Origin of the sequence: Winogradskyella ludwigii (assembly GCF_013403985.1) — a bacterium.
Taxonomy (GTDB): domain Bacteria; phylum Bacteroidota; class Bacteroidia; order Flavobacteriales; family Flavobacteriaceae; genus Winogradskyella; species Winogradskyella ludwigii.
In genome coordinates this window covers 178,204-204,718 of the sequence record NZ_JABFDF010000002.1, presented here as the reverse complement: position 1 = coordinate 204,718, position 26,515 = coordinate 178,204, and the positions used below count along the sequence as shown (strand labels likewise).

Genomic DNA, 26,515 nt, shown 5'->3' with positions numbered 1-26,515 from the left:
TATACTAATAGATTAATATTACCAACAAGAGAAGGTTTAAAATTTTCTTAAAAGCAATAACCGAACGTTTTAAATCTTGACTTAAGACGATGGAATTAAACTTTTTTTGTTCTAAAAAATCAACGAAAAAGAGTGTTCTAGTCTTTTATGATATCTTGATACTCGTCATAAAAGGCTTCAAATAAAGTCATGTTTTTATTAAAGAATTCCATCACGTCTCTCCAAGTCTTTTTATTGTGGATAGATACTTTTTGTTCTAGAGGCAAGTAAATACGTGATATTTCTTTACCATTATCTAGAAAATATTCTTCATCGTAAATAGCATCAGGTAAGTATTCGCTATGTAGAATGCCTTTTAAAGCGGTTAACTTCTCCCAACAATTAATACGGTTTTCGAGATCGTCTTCTAAATCTAATGCGATTAAAGCAGACTTAGTATCAAAGTGAAATTTAAAAGCAACGCCTTTAATCTTTGTATCGTACAATAACCATTTTCTTGGAAATGATTTTCCGAAGCTGGTCCAGAATTCTTGTCGTAGTAAGCGTGATTCTTCTTTTGAAAACATTATATAAAATAAGCGATTAAAATACCTAAACAAATAGCTACTAACTTGGATAAGTTGAATTTATGACCTTCTCCAGATTCAAACAAAATAGTTGTAGAAATATGTAAAAATATACCAATAACAAAAGCATTAATAATATCTACAGAATTAGCCATAACAGTAGAGTTATTAGAAATAAAAGTACCCAAAGGTGTCATCGAAGCAAACACAACCAAGAAGATTACAATTTGTAATTTACTGTAACTAGATTGAAGTAAAAATGTGGTGATTAATATGGCAATGGGAATTTTATGAATAAGCACTCCATACACCATGTCATTATGCTGGTGAATAGGAAAACCCTCTAAAAAACTATGAATACATAAACTTATAAAAAGTAGCCAAGGAAAATCGGTATCGTCTTTATGAATGTGTACATGACCATGTTCTGCTCCTTTAGAGAAAAATTCTAAAATAATCTGAAGTAAAATTCCACACATAATGTACAAACCTGTTTGTTTGGCATCTAGGTGGTGGTAAACTTCTGGCAACAAATCAAAAAGAGTTAGTGCTAATAAAAAAGCACCACTAAAAGACAAAAGCAATTTGGTGTAAATTGACTTTCGTTTTTTTGTTAACATTGCAATAGCAATACCAATTATAACAGCTAGTAATGGTAATAAATAACTATTCATGCATAAATTACTTGAAAATCATAATTAAGCGTTCAGATGTTTTAGAATGGTATTTATGTAACTTAAAATCTCCAAAAACATCTAATAAATGAACTCCAGCTTTTTCAAAAAGCGTTTCAAAATCCTGTAAAGTAAACGCTTTAACACGTTCCTGAAATTCAAAATGTTGTCCATCGGCATCAAAACTAATGTCTTTAATAATGTAACCATCTTTAAAAGAACGCTTTTGAAGGAAGTCAATTCCGTCAACAGTTTTTACATCTTCAGGGACTAAATTTTCAATAATGTAGTTCACATTCATAAAATCGATAACACCAAACCCATAATCATTTAATTCGGCTTGGATTGATTTTATAGTTTCAAGATTACAATTTTCATCTTCAAAATAACCAAAACTCGTAAAGAGGTTAAAAACCGCATCAAATGTATCTGGGTACGGTTTGCTCATATCATGAACATTAAACTTTAAAGTTTCGTTTTCAAATTGCTTAGCATGCGCAATACTTTGCTCAGACAAATCGACTCCAGTGACATTATAGCCTAAAGAATTTAAGTATACAGAATGCCTGCCTTTTCCGCAGGCTAAATCTAGTATTTTACCATGCTCTGGTAAATTAAGATAGTCGGTAAGATTGTCCATAAACCCTTGGGCTTCTGTATAATCTCGGTCTTTATATAAAATATGGTAGTAAGGTGTGTCAAACCAAGATGCATACCATTGTTCAGTAGATTTACTCATAACGTTAAATGTCCTGCAAAAATACTGTATTTTTGCAACGAACTCATGTTGACTTTTAGTTTTAAACCGAAAAGTTTAACTTTTGGACTGTAATAAAGTTTTTTTCATCATCCTAGCATGGCTAAGATTCTATAAAAGATAAAAATTAGAGCACAAAATGAAAATTTTAGTGGTAATAGAAAGGTTAATTTGGGTTTATTAATTAATAGCAACTGATGGACAATAATTATAAGATGTTAGCCAAAACATTATTTGGCTTCGAAGATTTATTAGCAAACGAACTAACAAAACTTGGTGCTACGCAAGTAGAGAAAGGAGTGCGAAATGTAAGTTTTGTTGGTGACAAAGGCTTTATGTATAAGGCTAATCTTGGTCTTAGAACTGCGATTAAAATCCTAAAACCTATTCATTCTTTTAGAGTTACAAAAGAGGATGACCTTTACAAAAACGTAAAGAGTATGAAGTGGGAAACCTATATGAAAGCAACAGGCTCTTTGGCTGTAGATGCTACTGTACACAATAGTGTGTTTACGCATTCGCTTTATACGGCTTTAAAAACAAAGGATGCTATTGTAGATCGTTTTAGAGATTTAGAAGGTGTACGTCCAGATGTTGATCTTCGTTTCCCTGATTTAAAAATTAATGTGCATATAGATCGTCAGGTTTGTACAATTTCTTTAGATACATCTGGTGAATCTTTACACAGAAGAGGTTATAAATCTGCAACCAACATTGCACCAATAAATGAAGTTTTAGCTGCTGGTTTAATTATGATGACAGGATGGGACGGACAAAGTGATTTTATGGATCCTATGTGTGGTAGTGGAACTATGTTAGCAGAAGCTGCGATGATAGCTTGTAATATTCCGCCAAATTTAATGCGAAAAGAGTTTGCGTTTGAACGTTGGGAAGATTGGGATGTAGAGTTGTTTGAAACCATTGAAGATTCACTCTTAAAGAAAACCCGAGATTTTCATTATAAAATAACCGGTTATGATAAGTCACCTTCAGCTGTAGCTAAAGCGATAGAGAATATTAAAAATGCGCATTTAGATGAATTTATTCATATCCAGCATGAAGATTTCTTTAAAACTCAAAAATCCGGAAACGATAAACTTCATATGGTTTTTAACCCTCCTTATGGTGAACGTTTAGAAAATTTGAATGTTGAAGAATTTTATGGAGATATTGGTACGACTTTAAAACATGGTTATCCAAATACCAATGCTTGGTTAATTACGTCTAATCTCGAAGCATTAAAATTTGTAGGACTAAGACCTTCTCGTAAAATTAAAGTTTATAACGCAAAACTGGAAGCGAGATTAGTGAAGTACGAAATGTATGAAGGAAGTAAAAAAACGAAGAAGAATCTTTAAAAATCTAGCGTTCTAATGCTTCTAATTGTAAATTATAATCATACTGCAAATCCTCATGTAAAACGGCAACTTTTTTCTTAATTGAAAGGACTTGTCGTTCATACAAATTGCTTAATGTAATGTTTTTATGAATAGATGGTTTTAAGTCATTCATTTGCTCGCAAAAATAGAGCAGGAGTTCTACTTCAGTTGTTTTCTTAAGTGAGTACCTGCTATACACACGAATCTGTCTTAGAATTTTCCTGATCGTCTTTTTCATATAGAAATAACTATCAGAGTTAATACCTTCAAACAATTCATCTAAAGTTAATTTTACACTTTCAATATAGCCATCCTCGTCATGAGATTCAAATAACAAATAGGTGAGCAGTGCCTTATTTTCTTTTTTGAATTTCCCCAATCGCAAGCATAACTCTAGCAACTCTTCTTGAGACAAGTGTTTTAATTCTTTTTTAATGGTAACGATAGATTCAATCTTCATGTTATAAAATTAGTGCTAAAAAATAAGGAAGACAAAAATGCCTTCCTTAAATTGTTATAATAGGTGTGAATGTTTATTTTTTACAATACTCATCTACAATTTGTTTTAAGTTATCTATGTTGCTTAAATCAAACTCTCCATTATTAATATCATTTGCTAATGTTTTACAACCTGCAGTAAACTTGGCTAGTTTTTCAGAGATTTTATCATTGTTTCGACTATCAATCATAAAACCAGCTTTCTGATCTGTAAATTTTAAAACATAAGTACCTTCTTCTCCCGGTTTAGATAATACCATGTGTCCATTATTCTCATAAATGATTTCGTAGAAATAAGAATTATCAAACCCTAAGTTAGTAGCATTAGATATTTTTTTAAGAGCGTTTCCTTTGGTTTTTATTCCCATAAAGCACTTTTCAGTACCGTCATCATTAGCACAAAACGTAACATTGTCTTTAGCGGCGAATTTTTTAATACGATCTCTATTCTTTTCATTTTTGTATTTAACGCTTACAAATTTTCCGTATTTATCAATAGCATCGAGATCGTAGATACCACTTTCTTGTTGTGATTGATCTAGTTCTAATTTTTCGAAAACCGCAAATACAGTACCTTGGTATACTTTACCATCTTTATCGGTTATTTTACCTGCAACACCATAAAGGTTAATGCTTTGTGCTTTAGCAACATTAACGCGTTCGTTATGTAGTTTATTTTTATAAGCTTTAGCTTCATGACCCAAGTGATAACCGCGACCTAATAATTCTTCAACAAAAATTTGTGCAAACGATCTTGAGAAACGACCTGTCATCATTGTTTTAGAACCATAATCAAATTTAAAAGTTTCGTCAGTATAAGTTGTTGCATCCACATCGGTACATGTAGAGCAACCTTTAGCTGTACCAACAGTGATGCGGTCTAAATCTTGTACAGTGTAAGTATTGTTAGAGAAATAAGCACGACCTACAATAGTGGTTCCTGTAGAGCCACCAAATAAAATAGTACCATCATCTTTTACAAAAGGATTATATTTCCCAACGGTCTTCTCACGTTCAGCAGCATCTGTTTTTGCCGCAACTACAGCTTTAGCATATTTATCGCTTAACACTTCGCGCTCTATAGCAAAGAATTCATCAACTTTGGCCATGTCTATACCATTCGTTGTAATGAGTTCGTATTTTTCGCTTAGTAATTTAATAACAAGTTTTGTTACACTGAATGACGTCATTAAAACTTCATAAGGAATTTCTGTTTTTGTACCATCTGCTGAAGTCATTTCTAACCATTGAAATCCTTCAAGGTTAGACGCAGACATGCCTTTAAAAACAACATCAAATGCTTTTTCTCCTTTTAAAGTTGAAAATTTATAGTGATCTCTGGTATCATCATCAATTTTGGCAACCGTTGTACCATCAAAAGTTACAAGGCCTTTTTTTACCTTTATTTTTTGACCAAAACTTAATAAGGGAAGCGAAATAAGCAAGGCTAGAATAATTTTTTTCATGATTTGTTATTTTAAATTAGGGCTGTTATTACTATCTATTCTGAATGAAATCAACGTGCGAAAATACAATAATTAAATTATTGAAATTTTCATTGAATAATACAGGAGACTGAATAGAAGGAGTAAAAAACGCTTTCCAATAAAAAGGAAAGCGTTATACTAATATTTAATATGTTTGATTGAAAATTATCTCAACTTAGGATAATCTGTTGGGTTAGATTCATGCATAACGTCATAAATAGCTTCAAAAATATCCTCTTCAGATGGTTTTGAAAAATAATCTCCATCAGTACCATAAGCAGGTCTATGTGGTTTTGCGGCTAAAGTTATAGGTGTGCTATCTAAATGTTGAAATGCATGTTGCGTATTTAATATCTCGTTTAGTATATAAGCTGAAGCTCCACCTTTAACATCTTCATCAATAACCATGACACGATTTGTCTTAGCAATACTCTTAACAATATCATGATTTAAATCGAATGGTAATAACGACTGCACATCAATAATTTCTGCATCGATACCTACTTGCACCAATTGTTTTGCTGCTTTCTCTACAATACGTAACGTAGAGCCATAAGACACTAGTGTTATGTCTTCACCTTCTCTAACAGTTTCTACAACTCCTAAAGGTGTTTTAAATTCACCAATATTGTTGGGTAATTTTTCTTTCAGGCGGTAACCATTTAAACATTCTACCACTAAGGCAGGTTCATCACTTTCTAATAAGGTATTGTAAAATCCTGCTGCTTTAGTCATGTTTCTTGGGACTAATACATGGATACCTCTAATTAAATTTAAGACTCCTCCAAGTTGTGATCCAGAATGCCAAATGCCTTCTAGTCGGTGTCCTCGTGTTCTTATAATTAATGGTGCTTTTTGGCGACCTTTGGTTCTGTATTGAACCGTTGCCAAATCGTCACTCATGATTTGAAGCGCGTACATTATGTAATCTAAATACTGAATTTCGGCAATAGGTTTTAAACCTCGCATAGCCATTCCAATACCTTGACCAATTATAGTTGCTTCTCTAATTCCTGTATCTGAAACTCTTAATTCTCCGTATTTTTCTTGAAGACCTTCTAAACCTTGATTAACATCACCAATATAACCAGCATCTTCACCAAAAATTAAAGCTTCTGGATAATTGTTGAAAATAGCATCAAAGTTTTCTCTTAAAACCACACGACCATCAACTTCTTCCGCATCAGAGTCGTAAGTGGGAACAATTTCAGTATTGTTTAATGCACTTTGTTCCGATTCGCTATAGAGATGCGAACTGTATTTGGGTTGAATTGTTTTAATATAATTAGTGACCCATTGTTGTAATATTGTTTTTTCAGAAGATGTTTCTGCAACAACAAAACGCAGCGATCTTCTAGTGGCAGAAAGAATGTTTCGTCTTAAAGGCTCGTCAAAACCTTCTAATTCATTTTTTAATTTATTAATAAACGCACCATTAGGACTAGAAGTCGCAAGGTTGTCTAATAAACGAAGAGCTTCTTTACTTTCTGCAATAATAGGGTCTATAAATGCAGACCAAGCGGCTTTTTTACCAGCTCTTACTTCTTTTTTAATTTTTCGTTCTACAAGGATTAATTCGTCGTCTGTTGCAATATTATTCTCAACAATCCATTTACGCATTTGCACATTACAATCGTATTCGGCTTCCCATGCTAAACGCTCTTGATTTTTATAACGTTCATGAGATCCAGAAGTAGAATGTCCTTGTGGCTGGGTTAGTTCTTGGACGTGTATCATCACAGGAACATGCTCCATTCTCGATATTTTAGCAGCACGTTGGTAAGTATCCATTAATTCCGGATAGTTCCAACCATCTACTCTAAAAATTTCGTAACCTTTTTCGTCTTCGTTACGTTGAAATCCTTTTAGTATTTCAGAAATATTTTCTTTTGTAGTTTGATGTCTTGCATGTACTGAGATGCCGTAATTATCATCCCAAATACTAATTACCATTGGGACTTGTAAAACACCTGCTGCATTTATGGTTTCAAAAAATAAACCTTCACTTGTACTTGCGTTTCCTATAGTTCCCCAAGCAATTTCGTTTCCTGCTTTAGAAAAATTGGTTGTGTCTATACCTTTAACTTGTCGGTATATTTTAGAAGCTTGTGCAAGCCCTAAAAGTCTTGGCATCTGACCAGCTGTAGGAGAGATGTCTGCACTAGAATTTTTTTGTTCGGTGAGATTTTTCCAATTGCCTTTTTCATCTAAACTATGGGTTGCAAAATGCCCTCCCATTTGTCGTCCGGCAGACATGGGTTCATCCTTGAGATCTGTATTGGCATACAAGCCTGCGAAGAATTGTTCAATGGTTAATTCTCCAATAGCCATCATAAAAGTTTGATCTCTATAATAACCCGATCTAAAATCGCCATCTCTAAAGGCTTTTGCCCAAGCTATTTGTGGGATTTCTTTTCCATCACCAAAAATACCAAACTTTGCTTTACCTGTTAAAACTTCCCGACGACCAAGTAAACTACATTCACGACTAGTTACAGCAATTTTGTAATCATTTAAAACCTCAATTTTAAAATCGTTAAATGTTATCTCTGTTTTGGTGTTAGGATCCGTCTTCATATAGGCATGTTTGTGTCTTGCGAAAGTACGAAAAATTAAAATTTTATGCAACAGCATAAGGAGTTATAATGCTGTGATATTCTTACTAAAAATAGTTAATATCTGATAATACTTCAAATAAATTAAAAATATTAACTTTTCAATAAGAATTCTCTAATACCATTTACGTCTAAAAAGACCCAGAAGAACTTGTGGGTCTACAGTAAACATAAAACGAATGCTTTGGTCATAATTGGGTTGTCCTATTTCCCAACCAAGATTAGAATATATAGGAAAGTAAATTTCAAAATAGTCTTCTACAAGGTTTAAACGTATGCCAGAATCGTATACAAACTTGGCGTTATTAAATTTATTTTTCACCAAACCAGCATCACCATAAGCTTGTATGTATCTCCAGATAGAAGTACTAAAATTAGCTGTTGTTATCCATTGATTAGCAAAAGGGGTTGCTAATTTAGATTTAAAACCACCTTCGGCAGTGATCAATTGCTGACTAAAAATACCTGAGTCTTCTGAGCGTCCTAAATAACTATAATCAAATAGGTAATCTGTTGGTCTATCGAGAGCAAAACTAAAATAGTTAGATAATGGATCTGAATTGTTATCTAAGAAAAAACCAGCAAAAAATCTAAAGTTGATATTTCGGTTGCCTTGAGTTAATTTTCTAAACTCATAGTTTAATGAGATTTTGCTAAACTTATCTGCAATTTGAATGTCTGTATTTAATTTAGAATAATTGATAATTCCAGGATTGTAATGGGTATACCTTAAGTTAAAGACTCCGTAATCTGGCTCATCCAATTCTACGATAGCATCGTCTCCAAGCTCTCTAGAAATACTAACATACCGCGCTGTAATTTGATCGGTTTGGTTAGATCTAAAATTAGAATCGTCTCTAAAGCTAAATGACACAGAAGGTCTTATCCTTGTAAAGAAGGCATCACTAGCAAACGATTGATATCCTGCAGCAATACCATAGGTAATATCATAAAGGTTTTTATTTTCAATATTATGGGTGTAAAATATAGAAGTAGAACCTGTAAGTGCTCTCGATTTTGTAGCATATTGTGGTGAGAAACGATAATTTAATCGTTTTCTCAATATGGTTTTATTGTAAACCTTGGTACCTAAGGTTAAGCCATCATAGATATTATTAAACTCAACCAAAGGCATAAAGAAGATTTGATTGTAATTAGGATCTTCAATATCTTTAAATAATCGAAATTGTAAAGGTTTGTTGTTTAAAAAACTACCGTTTACAGCTTTGTAATTATCACGTTGATTGTATTCTGGGATCACATTGTCATAATCAAGAACAAACTTATCTGTACTATCCTTTGGGAAGGTTATGGTTTTGGTGCCTTGTATGTTTTCTACCCATAATTTTCCAATAACCGAATCATTCTTCATCTTAAAAAGCGAGATAGGCATGGTGTTGTCTCTCTTATTTTTTATCGTAAGTTTTAAGGAATCGTCTAAGGTTTCTATGTCTGTAATCTTAAAGTCTATTTTCTTTCTAGAGCCAATATAATCGGTGAAAAACCATTGAACATCTTTGGATGTTTTAGAGCTTACAAACGTTTCAAAATCTTTTGTAGAGACCGTTTTAAGTTTATGTTGTTCTAAAAACTCCGTGATAATATTTGATAAATTAATATCGTCAGTAAATTGGTCCAGGTAGTTTAAGCCAACTCCAGCTTTATACTTTCCGGCAATATTGGTATTGAATTTGGTTAAGGAATCTTTAGAAGTGGTTAATGGCTGATCTCGATTCTTTCTAGCAATTTCCATGGAGTAGAGAAAGTACTGAAAATTAAAGTCTAAATCTGCAGCATGAAAAGCGCGTATACCCCAAACATCTGCCAAGGTACCTAAGAGTTTCATTTCAGGATAATTTTCCTCTACATATGTAATTAAATAGTAGATCTGAAGCCCTTCACTTAACCAATGCTCTTTTCTTGGATTAAGTAGTAGTGTATTATCAATATACTTTTTTAATGCGGTTTTAACAAGTTTCAATTCATATTGAAAATCACTTGGAAAAGGTCTAAAAAAGGAAGGTAATTGGTTAAGGCCATACAAGGGATTCTTATTGTAGTCTATCGAAGAGACCAACAATTGTTTATGCGGATACGCTCCCAGATGTTGGGTTAAGAATCGGGTAATTTTATCGGTTAAAATAGCTTTAGCAGGTTCTGGTAAACCTTTTTCATTGAGATCAGAAATTAAAATAAAATCGTCAGTTTGTATAAAGTTATAACTAGGGAATTTATGAAGCGATAGATATGTATTAACACGATCTTTTCCTCTGAGTACAGTCGTTTGCATGTGCTGCTCCGTGTCTACAGAAGTTGCATTAAAATCGAGCTCCGAAGTCACTTTGTAATTTCGAGGATAGGTAATGTGTAACGTAACGTCTGATTTTGGAACAAATAAATCATCCAAATTTTTATTGCTATAATACTGCCATGAACCGTTGTATACAGCAGGAGTTATATACCAATATTTTAAGTCAAAATCATTGGCCTTAGTTACTCCATAATCTGTAAAAGTCGCATCTGGTATTAATAATGTATACTCGAGTTGAGTAGTGTAAGCGTCTCCAGGTTGTAATGGATTTTCTAATACCACTTGTATAACATCAGGATGGTCTTTTAAGCGGTTGTAATCTAAAGCAATTTGATTCTCATTTTTAATAGAGGTTATGACGGTATAGCCACGTTGCTCATTTTTTGCTAAATGGAATTTTGTGCTAAACTCTTCTTCAAAACGTTTGGCTAATGGAGTTGTTTTTGTAGAATAGCTATGGTTCCAATCATTAAGGTAAATAGTGTCTAAAACGTGATCACTTTCATTTTGATAAACAATAGTTTGAGCGATAGTAATTGTTTTGGTCTCTACCTGAACAGTGGCATTAATATCCATCGCGTTTTGAGCTGCAAGACTGAAACTGATAACACATATTATAAACGCTATAAGTGAAGTTTTATTCAATTTGAAATAATGAATTTAATCGGGTTAGAGTAATGTGTTGGTACAGATAAATAGAACATTCCAGTAGGTAAATCGGAAACATTAAAGTATTGCTTGGTATCAGAAGTCATTTGAAATGTTTTTATTTTTTGCCCCAAATTATTATAAATAACAATAGGCTGATTAAACAATAAGGCGTTGTCAATATTTAATACCAGCGTACTAGTTACAACCGTCTCTTCGAGATGTATACCAGATGAAACTTTAAAGTCATCGACACTTAAAAAGTCAGAGGCAATCTCTAAAGATAGTGTAACGGGAAGGTGATCACTAAAATTGTGCAATGCATTTCTTAATGTATACGAAAATTCAGAGCTTGTGGTTCCACATTCCGACGCATTAATAGATTTATTCCAACAAGATGCTAATCCATTATTCCCAAAAGCTTTATAAGAATCAGGGATATAAGTAATATTCGCGGTACTTAACAGGTTTTCTGAGGTTAGTAAAAAATCAAAGCGATCATCAAAACCACCATTAGCACCTCCTAATCCGGTTTCGGTACGTGTAGATTGAGTAAAGACGTCTATATAATCAAGATTGTTATTCCAACTACCTATGCGGTTTGCAGGGTCTGTAAACGTAATGTGATTATTGGTACTAATAAGTTCTTGAAACGCATCTTCACTAGATCGATATAGGTTTAAATCTCCTCCTAATAACACATTAACGTCTGCAGGCAAAGTGTCTAGATAGGTTTCTAAATCTAAGACCATCTCATAACGTTTTTGTGCATTGTAAGTCCCGCTAGAAGCTTTTAAATGACAAACAACAACATAGAGTTCTATAGGGTTTGTAACTTTATCTACAGTATTTAATAGCAAACGATAAACATTAAAATCTCTAAATTGAGAGGGAACAATAATTTGTTCTTCTAAACTAAATTTTGTGCTATCGAAATAGATGAGGTTTTGTAAATCATTTTGATCTCCAAAGGCATCGTCCGAAGTATTGGTTACAAAGGTTGCCATTTCAAAATTAGAATTAATAACAGCTTTGGTAGTGTCTAAAATAGTATTCGCTCCTGTACTATTATTAAGTTCACAAACTAAGAATAGATCAGGTTGATAATCACCTAGGATATACGACAAATCATTAATACGATTAGGTACGGCATCCTCTAATGGATAATTCAGTAAATTATAAAACATCACTTTAATGTTTTCTTGAGCAGAGACATTAGAAAAAGTGAAAAGGAAAAGGAGTATAAAAACTAAGAATTTTTTTTTCAGAGTAAAGAATGAAAAACTAAGATGCATTAGAGAGGTGATAAATGTTTGCAATGGGCTGTAAATGATCAATTCATTAATTTTTAACTGACTCTTGTGCCGTAGTTGGAGCTATCCAGCTTGAGTAGAATTTAAATGCAGCAAAAAACAGTAGTGTTTTGCTGCATTTAAAAAGTTTAAATTCAATGTTAGAAATTAGGACTAAGATCGTATTCTTTATAGAAGTCGTTAAGGATCTCTATAACTTCATCTCCTGAATCTACAAGGTGAATAAGGTCTAAATCTTTTTCGCTAATATTACCAGCATCTAAAAGTGTTGTTTTTACCCAATCCATAAGACCTCCCCAAAATTCTGTTCCAACTAAAATAATAGGAAACGATTCTATTTTGTGAGTCTGAATTAAAGTAATCGCTTCAAACAATTCATCAAGGGTACCAAAACCACCAGGCATGACTACAAAACCTTGAGAGTATTTTACAAACATCACCTTTCTTACAAAGAAGTAATCAAAATCTAAGCTTTTATCAGAATCTATATAAGGATTATCGTGTTGCTCAAATGGCAACTCAATGTTTAAACCAACAGAAGTTCCTCCAGCAATATGGGCACCTTTATTCCCAGCTTCCATGATACCTGGTCCACCACCTGTGATAACACCATAACCTTGATCTACAATTTTAGAGGCTACTTCTTCAGTTAATTTATAATATTTATGATCTGGCTTTGTGCGTGCCGATCCAAAAATAGAAACACAAGGCCCTATTTTACTTAGTTTTTCATAACCGTTTACAAATTCTCCAACAATCTTAAAAATCGCCCAAGAGTCATTCGTTTTTATTTCGTTCCAGCCTTTGCTACTGCTTTCTTTTTGCATATGATTAAATATATTTTAGTTATAAACACTATAAAAGCCATACATAAATATGGCTTTGTCTTAAAAAATAAGACTTCCAAAGTTAAGTTAAATTGATTGAAATAGCCGTTTTATTAATAAAAAAAAGCGTGTAGAAATTAATCTACACGCTTAGAATTTTTGTTTGTTTTTATTACAAGGGTTTTCTACCTGATATAATATTGTATAATATAATAATTACTGCGATTACCAATAAGAGGTGAATTAAGCTACTAGAACCTAGTCCATCAACGATTCCTAATAATCCTAATAACCATACGATTATTGCTATTACAGCGACGAGCCAAAGAATACTTTTCATAATGTGTTGGGTTTAATTGTTAGTGTTAATCGAAATTAAACAATAAAAACAACGCATGAACAAATCATGATTATATGAGCTAATAATAAATGTAAATCGGTTAGTGTTGGCCCTAAACGAGGTATTATGACAATTCTTTCTTTAAAAATTTGGCAGTGTAACTCTTCTTGTCTTTTACCAAATGCTCTGGTGTGCCTTTAGCAACTAACTGACCTCCTCCTTTTCCTCCTTCGTAACCAATATCAATAATGTAATCTACCGTTTTAATCACATCAAGATTGTGTTCTATGATTAAAACCGTATTGCCTTTATCGGCCAATTTATTAAGCACTTTCATAAGGACTCTAATATCTTCAAAATGTAAACCTGTGGTAGGTTCATCTAAAATATAAAAGGTATTTCCTGTATCGCGTTTACTTAATTCTGAAGCTAATTTTATACGTTGGGCTTCTCCTCCAGATAGCGTTGTACTTTGCTGACCTAAGGTAATATAACCTAAACCAACATCTTTGATGGTTTTTAGTTTCCTATGAATTTTAGGAATGTTTTCAAAGAAACTCACGGCTTCTTCAATCGTCATATTTAGCACATCACTAATAGATTTTCCTTTATAACGAATCTCTAAAGTTTCTCGATTAAAACGTTTGCCTTGGCAGGTTTCACATTCTACATAAACATCAGGAAGAAAATTCATTTCAATCACACGTAATCCTCCTCCTTGGCAGGTTTCACAGCGCCCTCCTTTAACGTTAAAACTAAAACGTCCTGGTTTATAACCACGAATCATAGCTTCAGGGATTTTAGAAAACAGACTGCGTATTTCATCAAAAGTCTTGGTGTAAGTGGCAGGATTACTTCGTGGTGTTCGTCCAATTGGCGATTGGTTAATATCAATCACCTTATCTAAATTCTCTAAACCTTTAATACTTTTATAAGGCATTGGTTTTTTGACTCCATTAAAATAAAAGGCATTAAGAATAGGATATAGGGTTTCGTTAATTAAGGTCGATTTACCACTTCCGGAAACTCCAGTAACACCAATCATTTTACCTAAAGGAAACTCTACATCTACATTCTTTAAATTGTTCCCAGTACAACCTTTTAGTACTAGTTTTTTACCATTACCTTTTCGTCGTTCTTTTGGGATTTCAATTTCGCGTTCTCCATTAAGATAGGCAGCGGTTAAGGTGTTTTGCTTTAGCAATTCTTGAGGAGTACCTTCACTAATAATTTCGCCTCCATACTTACCTGCAAAAGGACCGATATCAATAACATGATCGGCACGTTCTATCATATCCTTATCATGTTCTACAACAATTACAGAATTACCAACGTCTCTTAATGAAATTAAGGAGTTAATCAGTTTCTCATTATCGCGCTGGTGCAAACCAATACTGGGCTCATCTAAAATATAAAGAACACCAACTAATTGCGAACCAATTTGAGTCGCCAATCGTATACGCTGAGCTTCTCCTCCAGAAAGCGATTTAGAACTTCGGTTCAAGCTGAGATAAGTTAAGCCTACATCTAATAGGAATTGAACACGACTTCGTATTTCCTTAATGATTTCTGCAGAAATTTGCTGCTGCTTAGTTGATAAACGGTCCAATAAACCTTCTAACCAAGCTCCTAATTCTACAACATCCATGTTAACTAAGTCAGCTATACTTTTACCATCTACTTTAAAATAAAGAGATTCTTTGCGTAATCGCGAACCTTCACAAACAGGACAAGCCACCTTGTCCATATACTCTTTGGCCCAACGGACTAAAGAGGTCGAGTTAGAGTGGTATTGACTTTCAATAAAATTAGCAACACCTTCAAAATCAATTTTATAATCTCTAGTTACTCCTAAGAGTTTACTTTCTACAGTAAATTTATCTTTGCCACCATGTAAAATGATGTGTTTGGCCTCTTCAGGAATCGTGGACCAAGCATCATTTAATGAAAACTCAAATCGTTGCGCTATAGTTTCAAACTGCTTAAAAATCCAACTTTTCTTTTGTGGACCATGAGGTGCTAAGGCTCCATTTTTTATAGATAGAGTCGCATCCGGAACTAATTTAGTATCATTAACCACATACAATTCTCCAATACCATTACAATTTTGACAAGCTCCTTTTGGTGAGTTGAAAGAAAAATTATTAGGCTCAGGATTCGGATAAGAAATGCCAGAGGATGGACACATTAAATTCCGACTAAAATAACGCGGTTCATTAGTGTCATGCTCAATAACCATTAACACATCTTCTCCATGATACATGGCTGTGTCAATAGATTCCATTAAGCGTTTCTCATCGTTTTCGGTATCATCAATTTTTAAGCGATCAATAACAATTTCAATATCGTGGGTTTTGTAACGGTCCAGTTTCATGCCCTTTTCAATATCTACAATGTCGCCATCAGTGCGGACTTTAACGAAACCTTGTTTGGCAATTTGTTCAAACAACTCACGATAATGCCCTTTACGAGAGCGAATAACAGGAGATAAAATATTAATGCGTTTGCCTTTGTAAGAGGCTAAAATAAGGTCTTTAATCTGAGCATCGTTATAGCTAATCATCTGCTCTCCAGTATTAAAACTGTAAGCATCAGCAGCTCTAGCATATAATAAACGCAGGAAATCATAAATCTCAGTAATAGTACCAACCGTAGAACGTGGCGATTTACTCGTTGTTTTTTGCTCTATGGCAATTACAGGAGATAAGCCATCAATTTTATCTACATCAGGACGTTCTAAACTGCCCAAAAACTGACGTGCATAAGCTGAAAACGTTTCAATATAACGGCGTTGGCCTTCGGCATAAATCGTATCAAAAGCTAAAGATGATTTTCCACTTCCAGACAGCCCAGTAATCACCACGAGCTTATCTCTTGGAATGGAAACGTCAATGTTTTTAAGGTTGTGAACGCGTGCTCCTTGTACTTCAATAGAATCGTTAAATTGGCTCATATGTGGTATAAATCCTTCGATTGTTTTTTAGAAGTTGCAAAGGTACAAATTTTACAGTCATCCAAAGTGAAGCATAGGTATCACAAATACAATGAAATCATCAACATACTTAAATAGGATACAGCGTTAGTGTTTTGTTTGTAATGAATCTGCTGTAACCTGTTTAATGTCATCTTGTAGCTTGTTTATTGCCTGCTTTGATGTGGTGCTTCTAATGGAATCTTTTTGTGTACTTAAGCGATTAAGTTCATCTTGAGAATAGCTGTCTTCTGAAGTATCTTCAGTAGCAAGATCTTTCGGTTTCTTGCCAAGTTTTACATCAAAATCGTCACTATTGCCTTCAATAACAACAGGAATACCAATAAGGCCTAAAGGAGGTAAGCCAATACGCATTTTAAGACTTAGGTCTCCATCGAAGGTGGTTTGCCCTTCGGCTCTTAATCTAAATGGGCTGACTTTAAACTTAAAGCGTTCGATTTCTAAGACGTTATTGTTCACGGTAGACTTTATAGTAATTTCAGATATCTTAGGATTATTTAAGGCCTCAAATCCTGATTTCTCAGAGACTTTCCCTAAAAGTTTATAGCCATCAAACTTAACGTTATGGACTTTTAAAGTGCCTTGGCCTTTTAAACTTGGCATGGCAGGTGTCATGTTAGCATCTAATGTGCCTGTAAGGCTGTAATCTATAGAGGCGATGCCTGAGGCTTGCGCTGCAGCTGGTGCTAATTCTTTAAACAAAGACATGCTGTTGTAACCTTTTTCTATGTTTAGGTGATCAGCTTTCAAATCTATAGAAAATAAGGCGTCCTTGGTTGATGTCGGTTGGTAAAAGCCATCGAGTTGTGCTGTGCCATCGACCATTTCTAACTGACTATCTTTTAAGAAAAGTCCTTGATCTTTTAGTCCTAAATGACCATTAAGTGCTGTAATAGTTAAGCTATTATATTGTAGCGTGTCTATTTTAATTTGAAGGGCTAAATCTAAGTCTTTTGGAACTTGCATCACACCACTTACAACGTTTTCAACAGTATGGGGAACACTTAGACTATCAGATGGAGAGGTTAAAACGTCTTGTGTTGGGAAAAATTCGGTAATGTCAATTTTAGGAGATTTTAGTTCAAGATCTCCTCGCAATACTCCTTTAGAATGTAAAGCGTAATCGATATAATTGGTAAAGTAACCGTCCATAACAACAGCAGAAGATTGGTGTTGTACACTCAGGTTAGAAAAGGCCATTTGGTCATTTAAGAATAAAAACCGCCCTTCTTTTACAACAACAGGATAAGGTAATAGGCTAGTTTTAAGTTCTATATTTTTAAGATCTAGTGTGCCACTATTACGGGTTACAGCTTGCGGATGATTAAGCTGTCCGTTTAAGTTTAAATCAGCGTTTAATTGCCCATTCGAAATTAAAAAAGGCAATGCAATCACTTGGTTAAGGGAGGTGAAATCTATAGCGCCTTGGCCTTTAATATGATATTCTGGTTCGTCAAAATTCTTAAAAAAAGCTTCGCTCGTAAACAGATTACCTAGAAAACTAAAGTTGAGGGCATTAATGGTTAAAATCGACTCAGCATAGGTGCCACCTTCGTTTATAATAATAGCATCTAACGCTATGTCTTTAATAGGTTCTGCATGTCCTGAGGTTTGCAAAGCGCCATGAGATAATGTAAAAAGCCCTTTGGTTTTAGGAAGTTTAGAGGTCAAAGGGGCATAAACTCCATCTATGGTAAGGTCTGTGGCTAATACTCCTTGAAACGCAAGGTCGGGGAGTTGTAGGGTTTGATTCAGTATGTCAAGGTTGAGATTAGATTTTAAATGGGACTTGATATAAAGCGAATCGGCTGTACCTTCAGCTATCATAGAGCCTTTAGTAATTTCATTATTTAGCTCGAAATCTAAACGATCCAGGTTAAGGTGTAGGGCTTCAGAATTAAAATCACCTTGAAACGCAACATTCAAATGTTCTATAGCGTCTTGGGCATCGTTATGGCGAATAGTACCATCAGTAATCGCGACCTTAATGTCTGTTCGTTCTAGTTTAGAGGAGTCAGGAACTGTACCTGAATATCCTGTTATATGTAATGAAGCATCGACATCTCCTTTCAGTGTTACCGATTGCGACCATGTTGTATATTTTGGAGGCAAAGCACTAACCACCTTTTCAAGAGTGCCGTTTTCAGTATTAAATAACAAGTCGTAAGCCAAGCCATCTTCAAAAAGAGACAATGCTCCATGAAAGTTAATCTTAAGGTCATTAAGGGCTATGGTGTTTTCATCGAGTTCAATAGATAAGTTTTCGGTATCATAAATGGTAAAGGATTTAACCTTCAGCTTTTTTCCATTAAGGTATTTAATACCATCAAAATCAATAGCGACACTAGTAATATCCAGATTAGAACCAAGGGCTAATTTACCATCGTCTAGTCCACCACGGCCATTATAATCGAGTCCTTTGGTAACTACAGAAACACCTAGTGCATCATCTCTATAAAGTACAGTGGTGTTTTTTATTTTAACGCGTCTAAGGTCAATATTAAAACGAGAAGCTGTCGTGTCTTTTGCAGTAACAACGGAGTCGGTAGTCTTATAGACGTCATAATTGGTTCTGCCAAATTGATCTTTAATAAGGGTAATATGGCCATCGGTTAAAAACGTACCGTTAATAACAACGTCATCAGAAAAAATAAGTTTAAAGACATTAACGCCAAACCCAAGTTCTTTGGCTGTAAGTAAAGAATCGGTTTCAAAAGGGATAGCACTGGTTAAATTCACATCTTTAAAAGAAAACGTGAGTGAGGGGAAATGATTAAAGAATGATATTTCAGAATCCTTAAATTGTAATTCGCTGTCTAAATTGGCATTAATGCCTTTTTTGATTTCATTAGAAATAACATCATTAAAAATTGATGGAACAGCGAGTAAGCTTAAAAGGAGTAATGTGAGAATACCAAATCCCCATTTTAAAACCTTACGAAATTTATGATGAATTGTTTGAGCCATGTAAACACGAGTTATTAACCGCCAAAAATAATATTATTTTCAACGTGTCATGTGGCGCAAAAGTTAATTATAACGCCTGTTCTGTTAAAGTATAACAACTACCAATGAGAAAACGAGACTCCTAAACCCGCGGTATTTTGATAATGGTTGTAATCAATCAGAGTTTCTCCATAACCCGTAAACAACTGGGCATGTAGGTTTAAGTTGTCATTAATAGGGTAGAGGTAGTTAAACTGAAGACTGCCATGATTATCATTAAACGAAAAAGAATTTGTAGCAATAGCATAGAACGTATGCTGTTTTAGCTTGTAAGTCGCCGTAATACTGCCATTACCAATATAGCTCGTAATCAATGGGTTTTCGTCATCATCATCGGGCAGCCGAATCCAAGGAGTAATAGAGATCATCAGGTTGTTACGTTCCATAGCCATATTAAAAATAACACGATTCCAACTTCGCGACCGTGGTAAATCTCTACCATTAGACTGGTGGTTCAAGCTTACACTGGCCATTTTAATCGTAAAGCCTGCAAATGTTAAGTTTAAGGGATAGGTAAATATAAGTTCGGGTTCATAATTTAATTCTCTAAAAGCACGAGAGATATCCGTATTGTAAACTTGCCAATGAGCAATTTGTGTATAGCCTACCCATAAATCTCCTTTACCAAATAATAAAGATTCGGCCAATTTGGTCTTAAAACTAAGTTGAAATTTGGCTTCTAAGCTATTATAATCCACGGCATCGGTTACGGTATAATCTGGATTTTCACTGTAAGGCAATCGGTTAGGACTATCAGACCATCGGGCTGCTGCAACATAGATAGGTTTGTAAGCCGTAATTTTAAAAGTACCTTGCTTTTGGTCTTTATCCAAATCCCAAAGTGTGGCTATCGAGGTCAGTTCTGTCGGAGTTTGTATAAGTTCTTGGGCTTGGACGTCAAAACAAACCAATATAACCAAAAGGACAAGAGACAGCGGTTTAATCATAAAAGAGTATTTAAGGGAACCCTGCAAATCTATTTTTTAAATTCTAATTAATGCAGGTATGCGTTTCTTTTTTAAGAAAAGCACTAGTAGTTAGTTGTTTTTAAGGTGAATAAGGTAAGCTTATAATGAAAACACCACAGCATAGCCTAAAAAATAATCACCATGAAATATGAAGACTTATCTGCTTTCCATACCTTTACTTTAAATTAAAATACAACCATGAAAATAATAGGTATAGGTAAAAATTACGTGGAGCACGCTTCAGAAATTAGCGCAGCAAACACAGGGAATCAGACCATATTTACAAAACCAGAATCAACGTTGGTAACAGGTAATAAGGACATTGTATTTCCTAAAATAACCAATCAGTTAGTGTACGAAGTAGAGCTCGTAGCCAAAATAGGAAAACAGGGTAAAGATATCGCCTTAGAGGATGCTAACGCGTACATTTCCGAAATCGGAGTAGGTATAGATTACACGGCGGCAGATGTTTTAGCAGCAAGCAGAGAAAAGAAAGGACCTTGGGCTTTGGCTAAAGGATTCGATGGTGCGTCACCAATCTCTAGTTTTAAGCCAGTATCCGAATTTAAGGATTTAAGCGCTATTAATTTCGATTTAAAAATCAACGGAGAACAAAAACAAGTAGGCCATACCAGTTTAATGATCTACACTTTTGCAGAAATTATTGCTTATGTATCCTCGTTTATGACGTTAGAAGAGGGCGATCTTATTTTTACAGGGACTCCGGCTATCGGTAAAGGAACTAATGTAAAAGGCGATCATTTACAAGCTTCTATTGAAGGTGAGCTACTTTTAGATTTTAAATTGGTGTAAACCAAAGTGTTCATTAAGTCGTCATTGCAATCTGTTTCTTCTATTTCAAATAGAAACAAAAGAGACGCAATGACGGTTCAATTTAGAACTTATTCATTACTATCAATCTTGTTGTAAGCGCGAATAGTGAGCACGGCCCATACAATAATGCATACCGAGACAAAGATCGAGAATGATAAAATGATTTCATTTGCCTCCATTCAAAATCTGTTTTATAAATATGACTAATCCTAGTAGTGTTGGTGCCCATAGTCCTATAAAGATAGCATGAAGCTCATCTCCTCTTAAAAACAAATATTCGGCAACCACAATAATCAAAGCACAGAGTGCTAACATAAAAAAGTTTAAGGGACCTATTTTTTTTGCAAAATTCATTTGAGGTTAATTAAATAATATTCATAAATTTAATAAAAAATTAGGTATTATTTCTCTTAAAGTGCCTTTCAGGAGTTTTATCTTTGTAAAAAGCCTGTTAAGAGATGTCTAAAGCCAAGAAACCAGATCAGATTGTATTTAATGAAGAGACCCAACGTTATGATGCGGCACTAAAACCTTACGCTACCAATGTAGGTGCACCAGCTATAAAGGTCACAGACAATTCATCTTGGAAAACCAGAAACATCAATAAAGCCAACAAACAAATTAAAGCCAGATATTTAGAGCTTAAAGCGGAGTACGATAAAATGATGGCAGAGCTAGAATACAATACCTTAGTTTATAACGCACGCTACACCTTCGAGCCGCTCATTGGAGAAACCTACCACCTGTATCGCGATAAAAAACAGGAGCCTTTCTTATCCATCATCGCTCCGTCAGATTGTAACTTCGATCATATCGGAAGCTTTTTGTTGAATAGCGAATTAATATGGAAAAAGGTGAATAATGAAACAGGAGTTCAGTCATCTTAATGTGGTGTTTTAGTTTTTTGTGTCCTCAATAAAAAATCACAATTTTACCATAATACAAACTAAATGTTAAGGTAATGCTAAATCTATGGTTTTATGTGTTTTATGCTATTTTGAAACATCTAAAATTAGTATTTCAGTCGTATATTTAATAATAAGAAATACAATACGCTATGAAACTACTACAAGAATTTAAAAACCGACTACAAAAGAACCAATTAGAGCAACAAGAAGAAAACTTTAACGATGAATTTTATAATGATCAAACGTTAGATACAAATACTGAGTCGAATGATGATGATATGTTTTTGTTTATATAGAATAAAGTAATGTTATACAAAGTAGTATTCCCAAGGGACTAATTATTAATATAGTATAATGGTGTTGTTTTTTTTCTTTAAGGTGTTATGCTTGTCTAATGTCTTAAATTGACAATAATAACAAAAATAAACTCCAAGAAAACACCATAGCATAAAACCATTGCTTATATTTAGAGTAATTAATCTTTAAACTACTAAGTCATGGCAAAATCGAAAGACTCACAGAAGAACGTGAAAAAAGAAGCGGCATTAACACCGAAAGAAAAAAAAGCAGCAAAATTGGCTAAAAAAGCAAGTCGAACATAATAACTGAAATAACGCGTAATAAAACCATTCCCTAAGGAGTGGTTTTTTGCGTTAAAGTAAGTACCTTTAGGTATCATTAACACATACGATTAAAACACATGGATTTAAAACTAGCCGTACTTATAGATGGAGACAACATACCATCAGCATACGTAAAGGAAATGATGGAAGAAATTGCTAAATATGGCAATCCAACCATTAAACGTATTTATGGAGACTGGACCAAGCCACATCTTAACAAGTGGAAAAATTTACTCCTAGAGAATGCCATAACACCAATTCAGCAATACGCCTATACAGTTGGAAAGAACGCTACAGATTCCGCAATGATTATTGATGCTATGGATATCCTATATTCAGAGAAAGTCAATGGCTTTTGTCTGGTCTCTAGCGATAGCGATTTCACAAGATTAGCAACACGTTTGCGCGAAGCGGGAATGGCCGTTTATGGTATAGGTGAAAAGAAAACACCAAACCCCTTTATTGTAGCTTGCGATAAATTTATCTATATCGAGATCCTTAAAAACCAAAGTGAAGACCGTCCATCAGAATCAAACACAGCACCAACATCACCCAAAAGTGATTACGATACCATTACACAAAAGGAAATTAACTTCATAGCAGCCACAATTAATGATGTGGCAGATGATGACGGCTGGGCATTTTTAGGAGATGTAGGAAGCCTATTGCAGAAAAAACAACCCAATTTCGATTCACGAAACTATGGCTTTCAAAAACTAACCCCTTTAATTAACGCCATTCCTTCTTTCGAAATAGAACGTCGGGAAGATTCTAGAGGACGCTCAAAACTCATTTATGTAAAGCTGAAGGAAGAACAACCAAAGCGCAAAAAGAAGTAATTAGTACAAAGTAATCCGTTCAAAATAAATACTTAACGATTCAATAAAGTAATTGTAGCAGTGTTTCGCATACATTGACATCAAATAAAATGCAACAGCATGTGTTTTAGATGATGCAATTATATTAGGGTGTTATATTTAATTTTTTTGGTAAAGGTGTTGAGCCAAGTTATGGTCAGGCTTTAGATTTTACTTTAAATTTAGAGACACTAAGTGTAAGTGATTTTGATCGTAATGCTTTAGCTATATATCCTAATCCAACAACAGATGTTTTAAACATCAATTACAGATCTAATTTAACAGGTGTAACAGTTTACAATGGTATTGGACAAGAAGTATTATGTAGAAATACAGAAGTATCTCAACTACAACTAGACCTATCTAAATTGACTTCAGGAATCTATATCGTAAAATTAGCTTCAGAAGAAGGACAACATAGTTTTAGAGTTGTAAAAGAATAAAGAAGTGGAGTAGAGTTGTATAGTAAGCCTAAAACTAAAGCGTTGATTTTAATGCTACGATCTGTTTTTCATTAATCTATAGAAAGAACAAGACCAGTACAAATTAAGAAAAAACCTTAGTCTATAAGTTATAGACTAAGGTTTTTTTAGGTTTACAAGTAAAGTCAATCTTAACTTATTTTAGCACTGCAAGTTCTCCTGCATCGATGGCTTTTTCATAATTGGCTTCAACTGCATTTAAGAACCCAAAGAATTTAGAACCGTCTTTTTTCTTTAAAGTTACAGACGTAGATCCATTGTTTTTTGTAGTTACTTGGTCTATAATCACAGCGTTATTGTAAACAGACTTGTAGCCTGTCACGACGCCTCTTTTTATTAAAATATTTACTCTAGGAAAATCAATGTGTTTAAAGCTTTCTGTAGAAGGGGTTTTAACGCTTAAAACATCACCAACTTTTGGGTCGTTACTGGCAAAAGCTGTTAAAAATAGACTAAAGCATAAAAGAGTAAAAAATAGTTTTTTCATAATTAATTACGTTTAAATTGTTGATTTTATCAAAAATAACAAGATTTCCAGTCCTGATTAAGCACTTTTGGTAATTCTTAACAATTTTGAAAGACATGAATTTATGAAAGCAATACATCGTATTTTAACCCTAGTTTTAAAGGTAAGAATAGAGTGGGTTGGTGGAGCATAATAAGTGTAAAAGGAAGCGTCTATAGAGCTGTAATTGCATTTATAAAATACGTCTATTTAAGGAGTAATTCAGATGTATAAACGCAAAGATGCCTATATTGATGATTATCAGTATAAAGTAGTACTTATGTTATAATTTTAGACCAGTAACAGCATCCATCTCAATACCTAAAAACAAAAACTTATGAAAAGTGGGTAGCTGTGCACCACTTTCAGTAATTAGCCAGTTTTCCCAAGTGGCTTCTAAACCTTTAATAGGTAAAATATCGACCCACATTTGGAAACTTTTCGGTTTCCCTTCAGCATCTAGATGCCATAAATAAGAATCGCCTGGTGTAGATCCACCTGAAGTGTAGGTTACTAAAAGGGCATCTTTATTATTTTTTGTAGTGACTATTCTGCGTTCTACACCAGCATCAAATACTTTATAAGGAGCTACTAACCAAAAGGAATCATTATTAAAATAACCTTCTGCTTTAATAATATAGTCGTTTTTTTCAATACCATTGTAGTCTTGTTTGGCTACAAATACTTTAGAATTGTCACGGTTCTTTAAGTCCAAAATCACTGTAATTTGATCCCAACTAACTTCACAATTATTATCCGATTTATACCATTTGTAATGATGTCTGCCTTTAAAAGTCCACTCTAAATAATCAGTGTTTAAATAAGCTTCTTCATTGAGTGCTTTGAGCATTTTAGTAGCTAATTGATTAGCTGCGTTTCCTTGCTGTCCTGTTGGTAGATCTTCATTGTATTTTAAATACATAAAGCCAAAGAGCAGGAGCGTTGGTAGCGTAAAGAAAATGATGATACCTCCTATTATTTTTAATATCTTTTTTAGTTTGGATGGTTTTGCCATAACAAGGTTTGTAAGGTGATGAGTGAAGCGTTTAAATTATAAGTTGACGCGCAATGTATATAGTATTAATATGCAAAAATACATGTGAAACTTCAAAGCTGATATTGTTTTTCTATTTTTATACGCATTTCAGTGCTAAAGGCTATTAATTCTTTAAAGAATAATGTGAAATCTTCTTCAAATGCTTCATAATAGTCTTGAAGTTCTTTTGTGGCTTCATTCATTTTAGAACGTCCTTTTGTTCTTTTATTCATACCATTTAATACGAGTTGTATACCATCTATAGTAGCATAACTTAATAACCAATTCCCTTCAATCATAATTGGAGTGAATTTTTGGAAACGTTCTGGTAGAATATCAATATGTCTGTTTAGGCTCTCATAAAAATCATCTATATAATTGGCAAAAGGAACCTCAGAATAATCTTGCCAGTTTTTAGCTAAAAAATGATCGTAGAAAATATCTACAATGACTCCACTGTAATGGCTGTAATTTTTGTGTAAACGTTTGGTGCTTCGTCTTACAATAGGATGCGCATCTGTAAACGTGTCAATCTCTCTGTGTAATTGAATCCCAGCTTGCATAGCTTTAGGGAACCGCGTATAATCTTTTCCTCTAACACCATCACCTGCAAAATTGCCAATGGTTAAAAGTTCGTTATCACTAGAAAGGTAAATATGGGCTAAGAAATTCATGAGTCCAATTTACAAATTCATAATCAACTCAACTTAATATTTTAAATATTACTTCAATGTTTTTGAATGAAACAAAATTGTGTATTTGTTTTAATTCTGATTTTTATTGAGTTAAAACAAACGATTGTAAGTTAAAGTAGATTTTTTTCGGTAAAAAGGCAAAAGTCAAGATGAGTTAAAGTTCTAAGTAAGATTAAGATATTATATTTGCTCAA

General features: G+C 33.9%; 23 protein-coding genes. 6 read left to right on the top strand and 17 right to left on the bottom strand.

The features are described from left to right. Positions 1–137: 137 nt before the first annotated feature. The 3 genes from HM981_RS06855 to HM981_RS06845 are packed head-to-tail and all read right to left on the bottom strand — an operon-like array spanning position 138 to position 1,979. Positions 138–566: a DUF4268 domain-containing protein gene (locus HM981_RS06855; protein ID WP_179337866.1), complete on the bottom strand. Its 429-nt coding sequence runs from the start codon at positions 564–566 to the stop codon at positions 138–140. Then, a complete protein-coding gene (locus tag HM981_RS06850) occupies positions 566–1,240 on the bottom strand; it encodes a ZIP family metal transporter (RefSeq protein WP_179337865.1) in 675 nt (224 codons plus the stop codon). The genes HM981_RS06855 and HM981_RS06850 overlap by 1 nt, the downstream gene beginning before the upstream one ends. A 7-nt stretch (positions 1,241–1,247) precedes the next feature. Beyond that, on the bottom strand, positions 1,248–1,979 hold the full coding sequence (locus tag HM981_RS06845) for a class I SAM-dependent methyltransferase (RefSeq protein WP_179337864.1): 732 nt from the start codon (positions 1,977–1,979) through the stop codon (positions 1,248–1,250). A 215-nt stretch (positions 1,980–2,194) separates the two neighbouring features. On the opposite strand from HM981_RS06845, the gene HM981_RS06840 reads away from it, so the two are divergent. Continuing rightward, entirely contained in the window at positions 2,195–3,355 is a 1,161-nt protein-coding gene (locus HM981_RS06840; protein ID WP_179337863.1) for a THUMP domain-containing class I SAM-dependent RNA methyltransferase, read from the top strand. A 4-nt stretch (positions 3,356–3,359) separates the two neighbouring features. On the opposite strand, the gene HM981_RS06835 is transcribed toward HM981_RS06840, so the two are convergent. The 10 genes from HM981_RS06835 to HM981_RS06790 all read right to left on the bottom strand — a co-directional run bounded on the left by HM981_RS06835 (position 3,360) and on the right by HM981_RS06790 (position 20,360). Further along, positions 3,360–3,836 (bottom strand): hypothetical protein, encoded by a 477-nt coding sequence (locus tag HM981_RS06835; RefSeq protein ID WP_179337862.1) that lies wholly within the window; start codon positions 3,834–3,836, stop codon positions 3,360–3,362. Positions 3,837–3,909: 73 nt separating this feature from the next. Next, entirely contained in the window at positions 3,910–5,340 is a 1,431-nt protein-coding gene (locus HM981_RS06830; RefSeq protein ID WP_179337861.1) for a hypothetical protein, read from the bottom strand. Between the two features lie 186 nt (positions 5,341–5,526). Further along, on the bottom strand, positions 5,527–7,938 hold the full coding sequence (locus HM981_RS06825) for an alpha-ketoacid dehydrogenase subunit alpha/beta (protein ID WP_179337860.1): 2,412 nt from the start codon (positions 7,936–7,938) through the stop codon (positions 5,527–5,529). A gap of 153 nt (positions 7,939–8,091) precedes the next feature. Continuing rightward, positions 8,092–10,932, bottom strand: coding sequence for a gluzincin family metallopeptidase (locus tag HM981_RS06820; protein WP_179337859.1), 2,841 nt, complete (start codon positions 10,930–10,932; stop codon positions 8,092–8,094). Continuing rightward, entirely contained in the window at positions 10,929–12,122 is a 1,194-nt protein-coding gene (locus tag HM981_RS06815) for a hypothetical protein (protein WP_179337858.1), read from the bottom strand. Before HM981_RS06815 ends, HM981_RS06820 begins: the two co-directional genes overlap by 4 nt. Positions 12,123–12,388: 266 nt before the next feature. Further along, on the bottom strand, positions 12,389–13,075 hold the full coding sequence (locus HM981_RS06810; RefSeq protein WP_179337857.1) for an LOG family protein: 687 nt from the start codon (positions 13,073–13,075) through the stop codon (positions 12,389–12,391). A 172-nt stretch (positions 13,076–13,247) separates the two neighbouring features. Next, positions 13,248–13,415 carry a lmo0937 family membrane protein gene (locus HM981_RS06805; RefSeq protein ID WP_179337856.1) on the bottom strand — a complete coding sequence of 56 codons (168 nt, stop codon included), beginning with the start codon at positions 13,413–13,415 and terminating at the stop codon, positions 13,248–13,250. Between the two features lie 124 nt (positions 13,416–13,539). Next, positions 13,540–16,368 carry an excinuclease ABC subunit UvrA gene (gene uvrA / locus HM981_RS06800; protein ID WP_179337855.1) on the bottom strand — a complete coding sequence of 943 codons (2,829 nt, stop codon included), beginning with the start codon at positions 16,366–16,368 and terminating at the stop codon, positions 13,540–13,542. A gap of 126 nt (positions 16,369–16,494) precedes the next feature. Further along, on the bottom strand, positions 16,495–19,374 hold the full coding sequence (locus HM981_RS06795; protein WP_179337854.1) for an AsmA family protein: 2,880 nt from the start codon (positions 19,372–19,374) through the stop codon (positions 16,495–16,497). Between the two features lie 98 nt (positions 19,375–19,472). Next, positions 19,473–20,360 carry a phospholipase A gene (locus HM981_RS06790; RefSeq protein WP_218846327.1) on the bottom strand — a complete coding sequence of 296 codons (888 nt, stop codon included), beginning with the start codon at positions 20,358–20,360 and terminating at the stop codon, positions 19,473–19,475. 219 nt (positions 20,361–20,579) lie between these two features. On the opposite strand from HM981_RS06790, the gene HM981_RS06785 reads away from it, so the two are divergent. Next, entirely contained in the window at positions 20,580–21,194 is a 615-nt protein-coding gene (locus HM981_RS06785; protein WP_179337853.1) for a fumarylacetoacetate hydrolase family protein, read from the top strand. A gap of 186 nt (positions 21,195–21,380) precedes the next feature. Here the strand turns inward: HM981_RS06785 and HM981_RS06780 are convergent, their stop codons facing one another. After that, positions 21,381–21,530: a hypothetical protein gene (locus tag HM981_RS06780; RefSeq protein WP_246286167.1), complete on the bottom strand. Its 150-nt coding sequence runs from the start codon at positions 21,528–21,530 to the stop codon at positions 21,381–21,383. Between the two features lie 143 nt (positions 21,531–21,673). Here HM981_RS06780 and HM981_RS06775 point away from each other — a divergent pair, with 143 nt between their 5' ends. The 4 genes from HM981_RS06775 to HM981_RS17575 all read left to right on the top strand — a co-directional run bounded on the left by HM981_RS06775 (position 21,674) and on the right by HM981_RS17575 (position 24,046). Beyond that, positions 21,674–22,102, top strand: coding sequence for a DUF2452 domain-containing protein (locus HM981_RS06775; protein ID WP_179337851.1), 429 nt, complete (start codon positions 21,674–21,676; stop codon positions 22,100–22,102). Positions 22,103–22,272: 170 nt separating this feature from the next. Beyond that, the gene (locus tag HM981_RS06770; protein WP_179337850.1) at positions 22,273–22,419 is read left to right on the top strand and encodes a hypothetical protein; all 147 of its coding nucleotides are present in this window, start codon (positions 22,273–22,275) and stop codon (positions 22,417–22,419) included. A gap of 404 nt (positions 22,420–22,823) precedes the next feature. Beyond that, positions 22,824–23,585, top strand: a complete 762-nt coding sequence (locus HM981_RS06765) for an NYN domain-containing protein (protein ID WP_179337849.1) — start codon at positions 22,824–22,826, stop codon at positions 23,583–23,585. 134 nt (positions 23,586–23,719) lie between these two features. Then, positions 23,720–24,046, top strand: a complete 327-nt coding sequence (locus HM981_RS17575; protein ID WP_179338342.1) for a T9SS type A sorting domain-containing protein — start codon at positions 23,720–23,722, stop codon at positions 24,044–24,046. A gap of 175 nt (positions 24,047–24,221) precedes the next feature. Here HM981_RS17575 and HM981_RS06755 read toward each other — a convergent pair whose 3' ends face one another. The 3 genes from HM981_RS06755 to HM981_RS06745 form a co-directional block, all read right to left on the bottom strand. Then, positions 24,222–24,572, bottom strand: a complete 351-nt coding sequence (locus tag HM981_RS06755; RefSeq protein WP_179337848.1) for a hypothetical protein — start codon at positions 24,570–24,572, stop codon at positions 24,222–24,224. A gap of 301 nt (positions 24,573–24,873) precedes the next feature. Beyond that, positions 24,874–25,605: a hypothetical protein gene (locus HM981_RS06750; protein WP_179337847.1), complete on the bottom strand. Its 732-nt coding sequence runs from the start codon at positions 25,603–25,605 to the stop codon at positions 24,874–24,876. A 92-nt stretch (positions 25,606–25,697) separates the two neighbouring features. Next, a complete protein-coding gene (locus HM981_RS06745; protein WP_179337846.1) occupies positions 25,698–26,300 on the bottom strand; it encodes an acyl carrier protein phosphodiesterase in 603 nt (200 codons plus the stop codon). Between the last annotated feature and the right edge of the window lie 215 nt (positions 26,301–26,515).